The sequence below is a fragment of the Mucilaginibacter sp. P4_A11 genome, assembly GCF_056402535.1.
In genome coordinates this window covers 1-16,245 of the sequence record NZ_JBFUHE010000022.1, presented here as the reverse complement: position 1 = coordinate 16,245, position 16,245 = coordinate 1, and the positions used below count along the sequence as shown (strand labels likewise).

Annotated in this window: 13 protein-coding genes; 5 read left to right on the top strand and 8 right to left on the bottom strand. The window is 42.5% G+C overall.

Annotated features, from left to right (window positions below; translation table 11 throughout):
* Nucleotides 1–9: 9 nt before the first annotated feature.
* From AC1DUD_RS28510 to AC1DUD_RS28495, 4 genes are all read right to left on the bottom strand, one after another.
* Nucleotides 10–2,310 carry a family 20 glycosylhydrolase gene (locus AC1DUD_RS28510; RefSeq protein WP_477380874.1) on the bottom strand — a complete coding sequence of 767 codons (2,301 nt, stop codon included), beginning with the start codon at nt 2,308–2,310 and terminating at the stop codon, nt 10–12.
* 417 nt (nt 2,311–2,727) lie between these two features.
* A complete protein-coding gene (gene trxB / locus AC1DUD_RS28505) occupies nt 2,728–3,684 on the bottom strand; it encodes a thioredoxin-disulfide reductase (protein ID WP_477380872.1) in 957 nt (318 codons plus the stop codon).
* 73 nt (nt 3,685–3,757) lie between these two features.
* Nucleotides 3,758–4,933 carry a dipeptidase gene (locus tag AC1DUD_RS28500; protein ID WP_477380870.1) on the bottom strand — a complete coding sequence of 392 codons (1,176 nt, stop codon included), beginning with the start codon at nt 4,931–4,933 and terminating at the stop codon, nt 3,758–3,760.
* Between the two features lie 120 nt (nt 4,934–5,053).
* Nucleotides 5,054–6,049 carry an aldo/keto reductase gene (locus AC1DUD_RS28495; protein WP_477380868.1) on the bottom strand — a complete coding sequence of 332 codons (996 nt, stop codon included), beginning with the start codon at nt 6,047–6,049 and terminating at the stop codon, nt 5,054–5,056.
* 168 nt (nt 6,050–6,217) lie between these two features.
* Between AC1DUD_RS28495 and AC1DUD_RS28490 the strand changes: the two genes are divergently transcribed.
* From AC1DUD_RS28490 to AC1DUD_RS28470, 5 genes are all read left to right on the top strand, one after another.
* The gene (locus AC1DUD_RS28490) at nt 6,218–8,266 is read left to right on the top strand and encodes a BatA domain-containing protein (protein ID WP_477380866.1); all 2,049 of its coding nucleotides are present in this window, start codon (nt 6,218–6,220) and stop codon (nt 8,264–8,266) included.
* A 31-nt stretch (nt 8,267–8,297) separates the two neighbouring features.
* Nucleotides 8,298–9,548 carry a dihydroorotase gene (locus AC1DUD_RS28485; protein WP_477380864.1) on the top strand — a complete coding sequence of 417 codons (1,251 nt, stop codon included), beginning with the start codon at nt 8,298–8,300 and terminating at the stop codon, nt 9,546–9,548.
* 7 nt (nt 9,549–9,555) lie between these two features.
* Nucleotides 9,556–10,221, top strand: a complete 666-nt coding sequence (locus AC1DUD_RS28480) for a hypothetical protein (protein WP_477380862.1) — start codon at nt 9,556–9,558, stop codon at nt 10,219–10,221.
* 37 nt (nt 10,222–10,258) lie between these two features.
* Nucleotides 10,259–10,840: a DUF4199 domain-containing protein gene (locus AC1DUD_RS28475; RefSeq protein ID WP_477380860.1), complete on the top strand. Its 582-nt coding sequence runs from the start codon at nt 10,259–10,261 to the stop codon at nt 10,838–10,840.
* Nucleotides 10,841–10,999: 159 nt separating this feature from the next.
* Nucleotides 11,000–11,563: a DUF4199 domain-containing protein gene (locus tag AC1DUD_RS28470; protein WP_477380858.1), complete on the top strand. Its 564-nt coding sequence runs from the start codon at nt 11,000–11,002 to the stop codon at nt 11,561–11,563.
* Nucleotides 11,564–11,762: 199 nt separating this feature from the next.
* Here the strand turns inward: AC1DUD_RS28470 and rseP are convergent, their stop codons facing one another.
* The 4 genes from rseP to AC1DUD_RS28450 all read right to left on the bottom strand — a co-directional run.
* Nucleotides 11,763–13,097 (bottom strand): RIP metalloprotease RseP, encoded by a 1,335-nt coding sequence (gene rseP / locus AC1DUD_RS28465; RefSeq protein WP_477380856.1) that lies wholly within the window; start codon nt 13,095–13,097, stop codon nt 11,763–11,765.
* Between the two features lie 19 nt (nt 13,098–13,116).
* Nucleotides 13,117–14,304 carry a 1-deoxy-D-xylulose-5-phosphate reductoisomerase gene (locus AC1DUD_RS28460; RefSeq protein ID WP_477380854.1) on the bottom strand — a complete coding sequence of 396 codons (1,188 nt, stop codon included), beginning with the start codon at nt 14,302–14,304 and terminating at the stop codon, nt 13,117–13,119.
* A 6-nt stretch (nt 14,305–14,310) separates the two neighbouring features.
* Nucleotides 14,311–15,810 (bottom strand): GH3 auxin-responsive promoter family protein, encoded by a 1,500-nt coding sequence (locus tag AC1DUD_RS28455; RefSeq protein WP_477380852.1) that lies wholly within the window; start codon nt 15,808–15,810, stop codon nt 14,311–14,313.
* A gap of 1 nt (nt 15,811) precedes the next feature.
* A partial coding sequence (locus AC1DUD_RS28450; RefSeq protein ID WP_477380850.1) for a glycerophosphoryl diester phosphodiesterase membrane domain-containing protein occupies nt 15,812–16,245 on the bottom strand: 434 nt, incomplete at its 5' end.

Below are 16,245 nucleotides of genomic sequence, written 5' to 3'. Positions count from 1 at the left end.
TAGTTCTGCTTAGTTATATAACGTATCTGGGGTTAACTCGGCCTTTGCTTTACCGGGTGCAGTAACAAACACCCTTAATGCTACAGGACCGGTACCCTGGTCAAAATATTTTACGGTCACTTTATGGTAACCCTTCAATAACGGTGCAGCACCCATCTGCTCATTCATGGTATGTTTTCCATCATTATTAACCACCGGCTGGTCGTCAATTAATAAAACCGAACCACCTGCAGATGATGTTGAGAAACCATAAACGCCATCGGTATCAATATTAATAAATCCTGAATAAATTACACCGTATTTACCTTTATTTTTTCGCAGATCGGCCGTATTGAAGGTTTTAGTAACACCGCTATCGGCAGGCATAATGCCTAATTGGTTTGTGCTGGTATAAAGACCGGGAAAAACCTGGTATTTAAGCCCTGTTGCTGCACCTGTATAACTAACGGCCGGCATTGGTGCTTTATTATAAACCAATGTAGTGGTTACGTTGCTTCGCTTACCTGATGGGGTGATCACAATGGTTTGCAACTCGCGGTATTGGTCAACAGGTATATCCAAATTCAATGGAATGGTGTAGATTAAGTCTGTTTCACGCGGGGTATAACCATCAATTGTATAATGAACTTTTGCACCCTCAACAGATGGCTTCAGCACGGCAGTTAACTTATTGCCAATCATTACGGTATCTTTAGCGCCGATGGCTGTTGGCACGTGGTAATCAAAGCCATTTTTATCCAGCCACGCCAAATGGCCCGGTAAACGGGTATCCGCAAAATCAGCGTAATTTTTATTAGCCAACGGCGACCATGCCACTTCCGAAAGGGCTAAGAGCCTTGGCAGCAGCATAAACTCAACTTTGGCATCTGTTGCCACATATTCTGTCCATAAATTAGCTTGTACACCTTTGATGTATTTTTGCTCATCAGGTGTTAATACAGCCGGAGTAGGATTGTAGCTGTAAATTTTTGAAAGTGGTTCGTTACCGCCAATGCTTAATGGCTCCTGGCTTGGTTTGCCCTGGCCATGGTCAATGTATAAGCCGTTACTTCCCGGCGTCATGATCACATCGTGTTTTTGCTGTGCCGCTGCAATACCGCCTTCTTCACCTCTCCAGCTCATTACGGTAGCGTTAGGGGCAAGGCCACCCTCTAAGATCTCGTCCCAGCCAATAATGCTGCGACCTTTAGAGTTTACAAATTTTTCAATGCGTTGTATAAAATAGCTTTGCAGCGCATGTTCATCTTTCAGCTTTAGCTTTTTGATCAACTGTTGGCAAAAAGGCGAGTTTTTCCAGGCATCTTTTGGAGCCTCGTCACCACCAATATGGATGTACTTGCTTGGGAAAAGTGCCATCACCTCGGTTAACACATCCTGTAAAAAAGCAAACGTTTTTTCATTAGGGCAGTAAATATCATTGAACACCCCCCAGGTTTCGGCTGGTTTATAAGTTTTTGACGGATCGCAGCTTAATTCAGGATAAGCGGCCAGTGCAGCCTGCGAATGGCCGGGCATTTCAATTTCAGGTACGATGTTAATGAACCTGTCCGACGCATATTTTACCACCTCGCGGATCTGATCTTGTGTGTAAAATCCACCGTAAGGAGTGCCGTCAAATTGCTGAGGGGTACGGTCGCGGTAACCGCCGATCAGCGTTTGCGCACGCATACTGCTGATCTGGGTGAGTTTCGGGTATTTTTTTATCTCGATACGCCAGCCCTGGTCTTCAGTAAGGTGCCAGTGAAAAGTATTTAGCTTATAGGCAGCCAGGAGGTCAATGTATTTTTTAACCATTTCTACCCCAAAAAAGTGGCGACCAACATCGAGCATAGCGCCACGATAGCCGAAACGAGGGTAATCTTCAACCTGCACACATGGCAGCTTAATGGTAGCGGCATGCTCGGCCGGCATTAATTGCAACAGGGTTTGCACACCGTAAAATAATCCGGCTCCCTTGCCTGCAACAATAACCTGTTGCGGAGTAATAGTTAAACGATAACCCTCGGCAGGCAAACCATCGGTACCGGCGGTTGTAAGGGTTATAACATTTGTACTTGTGCCGCTTTTAACAATAACGGGCTTGTTATAAGCCTGGTTATTAGCAAGGTAATCTTTAAAAAATACTACAGCTCTGTTTGAAGGCGTATCCGCCTGGATAGTGGTTTCCTGGCTCAACACAAATTGGCCGGGAGCTTTTTTCAATGAAACAGGGACAGGGATGATACCCAGGTTTGGATCGCTGTCTTGTGCATTTACAGTGGTACACACTGCAAGCATAGCAAGCAGTATCAAAGAAGCCTTTTTATACATAATTTATCAATCAGGTTAGTATGAGCCCGTAAGATAAATCTTTTTAAAAAAATATAAGAAGTTTTGGTATGTAAAAAATTAGTTTGTTAATTGATTAGGTACTTGTCTGACCGGATTACTATAATCTGTTTAATTCAGCTTCAAGGGGATCTCCACCCGTTGTCGTGTCCTCACGACAACATCTATGCATCATTTTAAAGCGGATAAGTTGCCGTGAGGACACGGCAACGGGGGGAATCCTGTACATCCAAAAAATCTCCCCAAATCCAGGTTCAGAATATGGCGTTGCCTTCGGCCAGGCTATTCGCGAATTTAATAATAGGATCTTTTTATAAATAACAAAAGCGATAGGTTATACCTATCGCTTTTCTGAGGCTAAAAGACTAATCTCTTACCTCTAATATCTAATCACTCAAATCAAGCTGTCACCACATGCTCTTTAGCTGCCAGGTAACGCTCCGCGTCGATGGCGGCCATGCAGCCGGTACCTGCTGCTGTTACAGCCTGGCGATAGATGTGATCTTGTGCATCACCTGCACAAAATACGCCTTCAACGTTGGTTTCGGTTGAACCTGGGCGGGTGATGATATAACCGGTTTCGTCCATATGTAACCAACCTTTAAAAATATCAGTATTAGGATGGTGACCAATTGCTACGAAAAATCCTGTAACGTCAAGATCGGTTTCGGCATTAGTTTGGTTATTGATCACCTTAACACCGGTAACGCTTTGGCCATCGCCTAAAATTTCTTTGGTTTCGGTATTATATAAAATTTCGATGTTCGGGGTGTTCAATACACGGTGAACCATTGCTTTTGAAGCACGAAACTCATCCCTGCGAACGATCATATATACCTTACGGGCCAATTTAGCTAAATAGGTCGCTTCTTCAGCGGCGGTATCGCCGGCACCAACTATGGCTACATCCTGACCTTTAAAAAAGAAGCCATCGCAAACAGCACAGGCCGAAACACCGAACCCGCTATATTTTTGTTCTGACTCCAAACCGAGCCATTTAGCCGAAGCCCCGGTCGAAATAATTACGGTATCTGCAGTAATGGTTTTCACTTCATCAACTACAACTTTGTGCGGCAAGCTTGAAAAATCAACAGAGCTAACATATCCAAAGCGGATGTCGGTACCCAGGCGCTCGGCTTGTTTACGGAAATCTTCCATCAGTTCCGGACCCATGATTCCTTGTGGATAGCCCGGGAAGTTTTCAACTTCGGTAGTTTGTGTAAGCTGACCGCCTGCCAGTAAACCAGTATACATAACCGGTTTAAGATCAGCACGGGAAGCATATATTGCTGCAGTATAACCTGCAGGGCCTGAGCCAATGATCAGGCATTTTACGTGTTCAGTTTCTTGAGACATTTTATTATAAATGAGTTGCGAATTTACAATTTTAAGCGCATAAGGCAAAGCACATATCGTCAACAAAGTGACATCATTTGCCTGTATTGGCAGCAAGTACCCGCATCACATTTCCCCCTAATATTTTATTGATATCTTTTTTACTATAGCCCAATTTCAGCAATTCACCGGTTACTTTAGGGTAATCACTTACGCTGTTTAGGCCAAGCGGATATGATTCTGCTCCGTCAAAATCCGATCCAATGCCCACATAATCAACTCCTATCAGTTTTACTATATAATCGATATGTTTGATCAGAAGCTCAAGCGGCGGCCTGATCTTGTCCGATTCTGTTTTGTACATAACGTTCAATCTGATATTAGCCAGGTCGACATCGTGATAAACTTTGGTTAGTGAATCAAGCTCGGCTTTATGTAGGGCCAGGAACTTAAGCACCTTTGGCGTATAGGTACTATCAACAAAACCGCTGTAAAAATTGAGGCATACAACGCCGCCGTTCTTTGCCAGGGCTTTTAACTGATCATCTCTTAAATTACGGCGGTTGGGATCAATACTATAGGCGCAGCTATGTGAAGCGATAACTGGTTTTGATGTGGTAGCCAGTACATCGTAAAAAGTACGTTCGCCTACGTGCGATACATCAACCATAACACCAAGGTCATTCAGGTGTTTTACTATTTGTTTGCCATAATCTGTAAGACCTAAATGTTTCAGGCTATCCTTTTTAGTAACCTCATCCCGTGCCGAAGTTGCCCACGAAGTACTGTTATTCCATGTTAAGGTGAGATAACGCATGCCGCGTTTAGCAAGGCTGTCGATATAATCTATCCTGTCCTCGATCATATGTCCGCCTTCAACACCTATCAATGCTGCCAGCTTTTTATCAGCAACAGCTTTTTTAAGTTCTTTGGTATTGCGTACTAAAGTTATTTTATCAGGATTGCGTTTTATAAGTGCATACAGCGAGTCTATTTCACGGTTGGCAAAAGCAAAAGCTGTCCCTTTGCCATAGCTTTCACCACACCATATAGAAAAGATCTGCGCATCAAGTCCACCTTCTTTAGCACGAACAAGATCGAAATTTCCCTCGCTTTGACGCTTCCCCAAATCGGCTTTGGTTATCAGTTCGTTTGAAATAACGTCGTTATGGGTATCAATTAAAATAGCCTTTTGATGGATTTGCTGCGCGTTTTGAGCGGATAGCCTTAATGCAAGCAATAAAGGAAATAGTAACAGCGATCTTTTCATAAATGGAAGATAGAAAAATTGGCCACTGATTTAATTGATTTAATTGATTTAATTGATTTAATTGATTTTAGTTTATATGCTATGCGAAGAACCGTTAGGCTCTTCGCATAGTTAACGATGTTATCCAGCGATAACCAGGTCACTTAACTGGTTGTTGATATATTCCATTTCTTCTCCATTAATATGGATGTTGATAGCCTTCGCATTTTGGATAGATTGTTCGGCATTACGGGCACCAACCAGCGCAACAGTTATACCAGGATGATTGATTGTCCAACGGATAACCAGTTGTCCAAGAGTAGCTCCTTTTTCATCTGCCAACGGTTTTATTTTAGCAAGCAAAGCATTGGTACGCTCGATATTTTGATCCGTAAAGTATTTAACGCCTGCACGGTGATCGCCTTCGCCAAAATTTTGGCCGGGTTTCATTTTGCCGGTCAGCAAACCGCGTTCAAGCGGACTGTAAGCCAAGATCGCTTTCCTATTCTCAATGCAATAGGGAATCAGTTCATCCTCAATAGCACGGTTAACCATACTAAACGGAACCTGGTTAGCTACCAGTTTAATAGTTTTGGCAGCCGTTTGCATTTGGCTTACGCTGTAATTACATACGCCGGCTTCGCGGATCTTGCCTTGTTCCTGCAAGCGTAAAATAGCTTCCATGGTTTCATCTATGGGAGTGGATTTGTCCGACCAATGGATCTGGTACAGGTCGATATAATCTGTACCAAGGCGTTTAAGACTGCTTTCACACTCGGCTATAATGCTGTCTTTGCCTGCATAACGATAAACATCTATGTCTTTGCCGCTATTGTCTTTGCTCTTGAAAAAGAATTCGCCTTTGGCCAAATCCCAACGCAGGCCATACTTGGTCAGGATTTGTACTTTATCACGGGGAAGGTCTTTTATGGCCTTTCCAACCAATTCTTCACTTTTGCCCTGGCCATAAACTGGAGCTGTGTCAATTGAAGTTATTCCGAGATCATAAGCGGCACGCATCGCGTCAATAGCTTCCTGATCATCATTACCGCCCCACATCCAACCGCCTGCAGCCCACGCACCAAAGGTTATTGCCGATACGCTAAGTTTACTTTCGCCTAATTTTCTGTATTCCATTTTAAGTAGATTGATGTATGCGTCAAATATATTTATTTATACATCATTTGAAAGCGCTATCGCCTCCTTAGTGTTACCAATGGCATCTGCACATTTGAAATTTGCACATCTGCATATTTATAAATTTAATTAGCACATTTGCAAATAGCACAACCACCTATATAAAATATGTATTTTTTATATCCCGCTTTTCTATTCGCGTTGCTGAGCCTGGCTATCCCGGTTGTGATCCATCTATTCAATTTTCGTAAATACAAAAAGGTTTATTTCAGTAATGTACAGTTTTTAAAAGAGGTGCAGGAACAACAGGCGTCGCGCCGCAATTTAAAGGAACGCCTGATCCTGGCTTCACGCTTGCTTGCATTGTTGTTCCTTGTACTGGCATTTGCCCGTCCGTATATTCCGGGCGCTCAAAATGCTAATGCCGGTAAGCAGCAGGTGATCAGTGTTTTTGTAGATAATTCCTACTCCATGGAAACCCTAAACCGTGAAGGTTCATTGCTTGATGAAGCTAAACGGCGTGCTAAGGAAATAGCTTCGGCTTATAATATTAATGATCGGTTTCAACTGCTCACACAGGATTTTGAAGGTAAACATCAACGGCTGCTTAGTCGCGATGAGTTTAACGATGCTGTCGATGCGGTTAAGTCCAGCCCCCAAAGCAGGAATCTGCAGCAGGTGATCAGCAGGCAGGAAAACTTATTGGAAAGTCAGATCGGTACTACCAAATCGGTGTTTATCATTTCAGATTTTCAAAAAGGAAGGAATGATAAACCCGTAAAGGCTGATAGTAATATAGCCCTCAACCTTATACAACTTAAGGCCGGAAACCTGCCCAATGTGGCGGTTGATTCGGTTTGGTTGCTTAGCGCTGTACATCGGTCGGGTGAAAGTGAAAAGCTGGTTGTGCGCCTGCATAACTATGCTGCCGAAAAAGCCGAAAAGATCCCGCTTAAAGTATTGATCAATGGCGAACAGAAAGCGCTTGGTAGCTTCAGCATCAGTGCACGCGGAGTTCAAAATGATACTTTATCCTTCTCGGGTTTAAAAGCCGGCTGGCAACGCGGCGAGATCCAGTTGCAGGATAACCCTGTTACATTTGATAACCAGTTTTATTTCAGCTTTAATGTAAAGCAGCAAATGCCTGTGTTGCTAATTGACGGCGGCATGCCAAATCCTTATTTAAAAGCTGTTTTTGCCTCGGATGCTTTCTTTGCCGCAACAAGAGTTGCTGATGGTAATGTTGACTACGCGGCGCTGAATACTTATCCCATAATTATTATCAGCGATATTAAAACAATTGCTACCGGACTGGCCCAGCAGCTACGAACATATGTAACAAAAGGAGGGACGCTGGTAGTGTTTCCATCGATAGATGCCGACCTGGCTAATTATAAATCTTTTTTATTAGGCTTAAACACCGGATATCCTGAAAAATTGGTAACACAGGATGTAAAAGTAGCTTCCATTAACAGGCAGAGCCCGGTATTTAAAAATGTATTTGAAAGTTTTCCTCAAAACCCCGACCTGCCGCTGGTTAAAAAATATTACCAGTTAAGTAAAAGCAGTGCTAAACAGGAAAGCCTGATGAACCTTGCTACCGGCGAGCCTTTTTGGGAAAGTTATACCAGTGGAAAGGGAAATGTGTATATATCTGCAGTGCCGCTTAACGAAGACTTTAGCAATTTACCGAGGCATGCCCTGTTTGTGCCGGTACTATTCAGGATGGCCTTGCTAAGCGGGCATGATCAGCCCTTGTTTTATACGCTCGGTGCTGATGAAAACTTTGAGGTGCCGCCGGTGCAAACTACAGAAAAGCAATTGCTTAAACTTAGCAAAGGCGATCAAAGCATTATCCCTGATGTAAAACAGCGGGAGGGGAGCACATTGTTGTATGTTTCAGATCAGTTACGCGAGCCGGGAATTTACTCGCTCAGGAAACAGGACAGTACATTGGCTACCCTTGCTTTTAATGATAACCGGGCCGAATCAGACATGAGTTATTTTACAGCAGCCGACCTGGAAAAACTACTACCAAATGCAAAACCCTTATTAACAGCGGGTAACGGCTCAATAAAAAGCGTTGTGGCCGAATCAAATTTTGGCACACAATTATGGAAACTTTGTATAATTTTGGCGTTGATCTTCCTGCTTGCAGAAATATTGTTAATTAGGCTATATAAGCCTGATCAACAGGGTATTATTCAGGCAGGATAGTTCGATAAAATCTACACATAAAGCAGTGCTAATGAATTTGCTTATCAAATCAGCCACTATTCTTGATCCCGGATCATCCTTTCATCAACAAGTTGCCGATATTTTAATTGAAAATGGTGTTATCACCCGCATAGCCGAAGATATTGACGCTGATGCCGAACTGTTTGACGCCGAAGGCAAGTATGTATCCCCCGGTTTTTTCGACCTTAACTGTAACATAGGCGAATTAGGTCTGGAGACCAAAGAAGATCTTCGTTCGGGTACCACCGCAGCTGCAGCCGGTGGCTTTACGGGTATAGCGCTGATGCCAAACAGTCAACCACCTGTGCACTCAAAATCAGAAGTGGAGTACCTGCTTAACCGTGCAAAAGGTAATTTGGTTGATGTTTACCCTTTGGGTACCATATCGCAAAAACGCGAAGGAAAAGATCTTGCCGAAATGTACGATATGTACCAAAGCGGTGCCAAAGCTTTTACGGACGGCAGTCGCCCGGTGCAGGACGCCGGTTTAATGGAAAGGGCTTTGCTGTATGCGCAAGGTTTTGATGCGCTGGTTTTCTCTTATCCTGAGGATACAGCGATAGCCGGTAAAGCGAAGGTTAATGAAGGCGAGATCAGCACACTGCTGGGTATGAAGGGTATTCCCTCCCTGGCCGAAGAGCTGATGGTTGCCCGTGATCTTTATCTGGCCGAGTACACTGTATCGCGCATCCATTTTACCACCATATCAACTGCCCGTTCGGTTGAGTTGATCCGCGAGGCCAAACGCAAGGGTATCGAAGTTACCTGCGATGTTGCTGCACACCACCTGGTGCTGACTGACGAAGCTCTTTTAGGTTTCGACAGTTTGTATAAAGTTAAACCACCGCTGCGTACTGCCGATGATGTAGCCGCGCTGATAAAAGGGTTAAAAGACGGAACTATTGACGCCATAGTATCGCAACATACCCCACATGAAATTGAATTTAAAGATGTGGAGTTTGAAGTTGCCGAATATGGTATAACAGGTTTGCAAACTGCCTTTTCTCTGGCATTAAGAGCCGGCCTGCCGGTTGAACTTATAGTTGAAAAACTGGCTATTAATCCACGTGAAATACTTGGTATTGAAACACCGGTTGTTGCAGAGGGAGAAAATGCCAACCTGGTAGTTTTTGATACAGATACCGAATGGGAATATAGTGCTGCTAACAACAAATCTAAATCTGCAAACTCGCCGTATATCGGGCACAGTTTAAAAGGTAAAGTATTGTTAACTTACAACAATCAACAAATCTTTAAATAATATACCTATGATCGATCCAAAAATAGAAACCGCCTTCATAGCAGCGCTTGAGGCTTTCTCAAAATACAACAGCTTTGATGCAACCCAGTTAACCGATGAGTTTGCTGATGTTTTTGCATCCGACGAAGATTTTTTATCAAAAGTAGATGAGCTTGATTCGGTTTTTGATGAAAACCCTCAAGTAGAAGGGCTTCGCGAAATATTCTTCGATTTGCTCATGATTAACTTCTTTAGCGCAGATGTTAAAAAGCTGGAAGAAGATTATCTTGACACCCCGGAGTGGGAGAGCATTGAAGAGGAAACACTTGACCGTGGTACCGAGTTGCTTAATCTTTTGCTATACCTTAACGAGTGCGAAGATGAAGATATTGAGCCGGAACTGGAAGATTACCTGAAGGAGTTTTTATTAGTCGATGAAGATGAGTTCCAGGATGAGTACCGGATTTATGAGCCCGTTATCGCAAACCAGATCCTTATAGAAAGCGCGGTATCTGAGATCAGTAAAGTGGCAACGACAATTCCGGAAGATTCAGAACTTAAGGAACTGTTTTACCCAATGCTCTGCTTTTTTCAGAATATTGATCCATCCGATGAAGAGAAAAAAGAGATTGCCGATAATGCTATCAATAAAGAATTTGATATGGCGGTTTTAGAGATTCTGGTTAGTTTCTAATAATACATAGAGCGTTTAAGTAAATATAAATCACCAAATGAGTGAAGAAACAGATAAAAAGATAAAGAAGCAAGGATTGATCAAAGGGGTATTCTTRGGGTTGGTAATATCAGCCATAAGCATTATTTACTTTTATTTTATGGTTACGCTGGCCAAATCAGCTGTGATCATCACCATTGGTTCAATGGTGTTTTCATACTTTCTGCCGTTAGCGGCGGCCGCCGTATTTTCGTTAAGTCTGCGGGCTAAAATAGGAGGGCTATGGACAATGCGGCAGGCTGGTACCGGAATTTTTATCATGTTTTTTGTTTCGTATCTGATGGTTTTTATTATTAAAGACCAGGTTTTTGCAAAAGTAATAGAGCCCAATATGGTTCAAAAAACGGAAACTGCAATGGTTAGTGCCCTGAACAAACTAAAGGATGAAACCACAAAACCGGAAGAGAAGAAAGAAGCTGATGCTAAAATTGTGGAGATGAAAAAAGCTTTTGATGCCGAAAAAACGGTTACTATTGGTCAACAAATCCAATCGTTAGGGATAAGCATTATATTCTTGTTTGTGTTATCAATTATTTTTGCTGCGTTCTTTAAGAGGGAACCGGCAGGATCGGCTTCCTGATTCAAAAGCTGAAACCGTATAACAAAGCAGGCCTTTCAAATTTTGAAGGGCCTGCTTTGCTTATATAAGCTCCTCACTGATTTAAAAATAAACATGTACATGGTATAACTGATTAATAAATTATTGGTTAATTTTAACCAAACACTAAATACCTGTATCATGGAAGTAAAAAAGGCGAGTCCCTCGCAACCAGCCCTGAAATGGGCGTTAATTAACCTGGTAACTTCAATAGTTATCACTTATGCGTTTCAGTTCCTGGATCTCGATCCAAATTCATCCCTTAAATACCTGAGTTTTCTGCCTTTCCTGGCATTTTTGTTTCTTTCCCAAAAAGAGTACAAGGATCAGCTTGGAGGCTACTTAACTTATGGCGAAGGCTTTTTATCAGGATTTTTGTATACTATTTTCACCGGGGTATTCATAGCCATATTTACATACGTTTACTATGCTATATTAAGCCCCGAAATGGTAAATAAGATCATCGACGCATCGCAGAAAAAGATGACTGAAGATGGCAAATTAAGCCAGGATCAAATTGATGCCGCTTTAAGTATGACCCGTAAATATTTTGCAGTATTTGCTGTAGTGGGAGTTGTTTTTATATACGCCATTTTCGGCACAATTGTAAGCCTGATCTCGGCCGCAGTGTTTAAAAACGAACGCTCACCGTTTGATACTCCTGATAATTATGAAGCTCCTAAACCGACTGATCCGGCGGTATAAAAAAGAGGCTGAAAGCAGAATGCACAAGGCTAAAAGCTAATACCTTCTGACTGTTGCATCATCCAATTGATCTATGTGATATTAGTTGATGAATTCTATATATAACAAAACAGGCCTTTCAAGTACAGAAAGGCCTGTTTTGTTATATTTATGATGTGCTTCAGAAGGTTAACTAATTTCTACCTCCAACCACTAATCTCTACTTTTTCATCACCAGCTTCACGATATCGTTACCAAAAACAAATACCATCAGGGTAACTAATATTACAAAGCCTACAATTTGCGCGCGCTCAAGAAATTTATCGCTCAGTGGTTTGCCTTTGATCATCTCAATGATCAGGAATACCGCGTGTCCTCCGTCAAGTGCCGGGATCGGCAACAGGTTCATTAGCGCCAATACCATTGAAAGAAAGCCTACCAGCGTCCAAAAGTGTACCCAATCTACGGTGCCACCAAACAGGCTGGCAATTGCTACAGGGCCGCTTACCGCTTTACCAGGGTTAACATCGCCCTTGAAAATTTTACCAATGCCTTTTGCATTATCCCTGAAAGTACCCCATGCTCTCTGTGCTCCTATTGGAAGAGCTTCAAAAAAGCCATACTTTATTGTCCTGATATCTGGAAAATCAGTTTTTGCACGGTAAAAGCCCAGTTTGCCTTCAGGCGTAACTTGCGCCTGAAGAGTAACCAGTTGATGATTACGTTTAATACCCAATTCAACACGCTTACCTTTATTGGCAACCAGCTGGGTTTGTAATTCATCATAAAATATAATTGGATGGTTGTTAGCCATTACAATACTATCGCCCTTTTTTAAACCGGCTTTTACCGCATTGCTGCCTGGTTCTAACGAATCGACAATAAATTTGGCACGGGGCAGGCGGCTGATAAAGCCTTCTATATCGTGATCATTCAAATCGTTTAAAATGGTACGCGGAATGCTGATCTGCAGAGTTTGGGTACCACGCAGTATAGTAAACACGGTATTATCCAGTAACACTTGCGGACTTGTCAAATCATCAAAGCGCTCAAATGGTTTCCCGTTTATAGCGATAACCTTATCGCCAATTTGAAGGCCTATTTTTTTACCAACCTCGCCCGGTACAATACCATATTTTGCAGCCGAATTAGGGATATAGCTATCGCCAAAACGCATAGTTAACACCCAGAATATTAAAATACCTAATACGATGTTCACAGTAACACCGCCAAGCATCACGATAAGGCGCTGCCAGGCTGGTTTTGAACGAAACTCCCAAGGCTGCGGCGGGCCTGCCATTTGCTCGGTATCCATCGACTCATCAATCATACCGGCTATTTTAACGTAGCCACCCAACGGCAACCAGCCAATACCATATTCAACATCTTTATATGTAAATTTAAACAGGCTCACATTCCAGGCATCGAAAAACAGGTAGAATTTTTCTACCTTAATGCCAAAGGCACGTGCCGCCAGGAAATGCCCCAGTTCATGCAGAATTATCAAAATTGAAAGGCCCAGTATAAGCTGGCCCACCATGATCACTATACTCATTATTTATATTTATGTAATATTAAAATTGTAATGCTTTTGAGGGCAATTGCTGTATATAATTTTGCGCAAAGATGCGTGTTTCTTTGTCAGTATTCAAATAGTCGGTTAAGGTAGGGTTTGCAATGAAATTTATTTTCTGCATACACTCCTCAATAATGCTGCTCATGGTTAAAAAGCCTATTTTACGGTCAAGGAAGCCCGCAACAGCCACCTCGTTAGCAGCATTGACTATACAGGGCATATTACCTCCCTGCCTCAAAGCAGTATACGCTAAGCTTAGATTACGGAAAGTTTCGAGGTCCGGTTTTTCAAAAGTGAGATTAGGATAGTCGGTAAAGCTGAAACGTTTGAAATTGGTTGGAACCCTGTTTGGGTAGGTGAGGGCATACTGTATCGGGAGTTTCATATCCGGCACGCCTAATTGCGCTTTGATAGATCCATCTCTGAACTGTACCAGCGAGTGGATGATGGATTGCGGATGAACTATCACCTCAATCTGATCGGCTTCAACACCAAATAACCATTTAGCTTCAATAACCTCAAGACCTTTGTTCATTAACGATGCCGAATCGATAGTTATCTTAGCGCCCATAACCCAGTTTGGATGTTTAAGGGCTTCTTCGCGGGTGACGTTGGCTAAAAAGTCGAGGTCACGACCACGGAACGGTCCGCCCGAAGCGGTAATGATCAGTTTTTCTATCGGATTATTATCCTCACCAACCAGGCACTGGAAAATAGCCGAATGCTCCGAATCAACAGGTAAAATTTTAACTTCATGTTGTTTAGCCAAAGCTGTTACTATGTCTCCGGCAACAACAAGTGTTTCCTTGTTAGCAAGGGCAATGTCTTTTTCTGCTTTAATGGCGGCTATAGTTGGTTCTAAACCGGCAAAGCCAACCATGGCAGTAAGCACAACTGCAATTTCGGGATGGGTTACCGTATCAATAATGGCCTGGTGACCGGCAAGTACCTGTACCGGTAAATGAGCTAAAGCCTGTTTAACCTCCTGATATTTACTTTGATCGCAAATAATGGCGTACTCCGGCACAAACTCAATAGCCTGGCTAATCAGCAACTCCGCATTGGAGTGTGCTGTGAGCAAAAATGCCCTGAATAAATTGCTGTTCCACCTTATTACATCAAGTGTTTGTGTACCGATGCTGCCTGTTGAGCCAAGAATGGCAATGTTTTTTACCTGGTTACTCAATTATCTCTATTTTATAAAACTCTTTAATCCTTCGGCTATCTTTCTGTCGTTTGACAGCCTCGGTACTTTGTTTTGCCCTCCAAGCTTGCCTTCGGCCCTCATGTAATTAATAAAGGCGTCTTTTTGCAGGCTTTGGATTACCAAAGGTTGTAAAATGTTACCTTCAATCAGGTCAAAATAGTAAATATTTTTATTCTGAAGGGCCTTATCTACTTTTATGGCGAAAGCCTGAAGATTGGGAGGAGGCGTCCCAAACTCAACAAACCATTCGTGGTAAGGTAGTTGGCCTACCGGCGGATTAACCTGCGGGGCAACTGTAAATTCAACCACATCAACGCCTTCTTCTTTAGCTACGCTCATTAATGCATGCTCTACCTCTTCACCTATTACGTGCTCGCCAAAGGCAGAGATATAATGTTTGATACGGCCTGTAACAATAATGCGGTAGGGATCTTTGGAAACAAATTTAATAGTATCGCCTATACTATATCCCCATAGCCCCGCGCTGGTGTTCATGATCAGTACATAGTTTCTATCCAATTCCACATTTTTAATATTGATGCGGGTTGGGTTTTCGTTAAAATATTCTTCGGATGGAATGAACTCGTAGAATATGCCTGAATCAACTAAAAGGAGCAAACCTTTTTCCTTCTGCGAATCCTGGAAGGCAATAAATCCTTCGGAAGCGGGATAAGTTTCTATCGAATCGATCTTAAAACCGATACTTTCTTCTATACGGGCACGGTACGGTTCATAGTTAACCCCACCATAAACATAAAGCTTAAAATTGGGGAAAATGTCTTTTACCTTTTTGCCGCCGCCTTTAGCCGAAAGCCTGTCAAAATACATCTGGCACCAGGGTGGAATGCCGCTGATGAGGCGCATATCTTCATTAAAAGTTTCTTCTACAATGGCATCAACCTTTTGTTCCCAATCTTCAATGCAATTGGTTTCATAGCTCGGCAACCTGTTTTTTTGCAGATAGGCAGGCACGTGATGGGCAACTATACCTGAAAGCCTGCCTGTTGATACGCCATGCTTTTCGGCTAAGGTCGGGCTGCCTTGTAGGAATATCATTTTGCCATCCACAAAGTCGGCCTTACCGGTTTCGTGGATGTAGCTCAGTAAAGCGTTACGTGCTGCTTTGATATGCTCAGGCATGCTCTCTTTGGAGATGGGGATATATTTTACCCCCGATGTTGTGCCTGATGTTTTAGCCAGGTAAGCAGGTTTGCCGGGCCAAAGCACATCTTCCTCGCCGTTAACTACACGATCAATATAAGGGCGAAGGTCTTCGTAATCATATACAGGTACGAGACGCTTAAAATCCTCGTAATTATTGATCTCTTCAAACTGATGATCTTCACCGAAACTGGTGTTTTTGGCTGCATGAACCAGATCTGTAAAAACTTTTTGCTGTAACGAGACAGCGTTTTTACGCACCTTATTTAACTCGCGGTTAACGAAAGCGGCGAATACCTTACTTAATGCAGATTTAAGTCCCATTTTAATTGGTTTCGGATAGGTCATCGTCTACATCCTGGTGGCTGTAAACGAGTTTACGGTAAGTAACCATAATTATCACTTGTGTAAAGGGAAATACAATTACAAACCAAAAATAAAATGCAAGCCTGAAAACCAGTCCTTCTTTATTTTCATCAAAGCCAAGTAAGCTTATAAAGGCTATTACAGGAATAAGTACAATAGCCATTATGAATATAATAAAGGCAAATACCCCCAGGGTTTTAAAGAAATTATCTTTGGTGATCTCAAAACTTTGACGCAGTGATTCGATGGGAGAGGAATCGTCGTCCACAATAAAACAGATACAAAAAATACTGCGTAAGCTTATATAGAGCACAAGGAGCAGTTCTATTGTTTCAATAAGACTATCGAAACCAATATTCCGTTTACCCAAAACATAAAAGAAAACGAGAATAG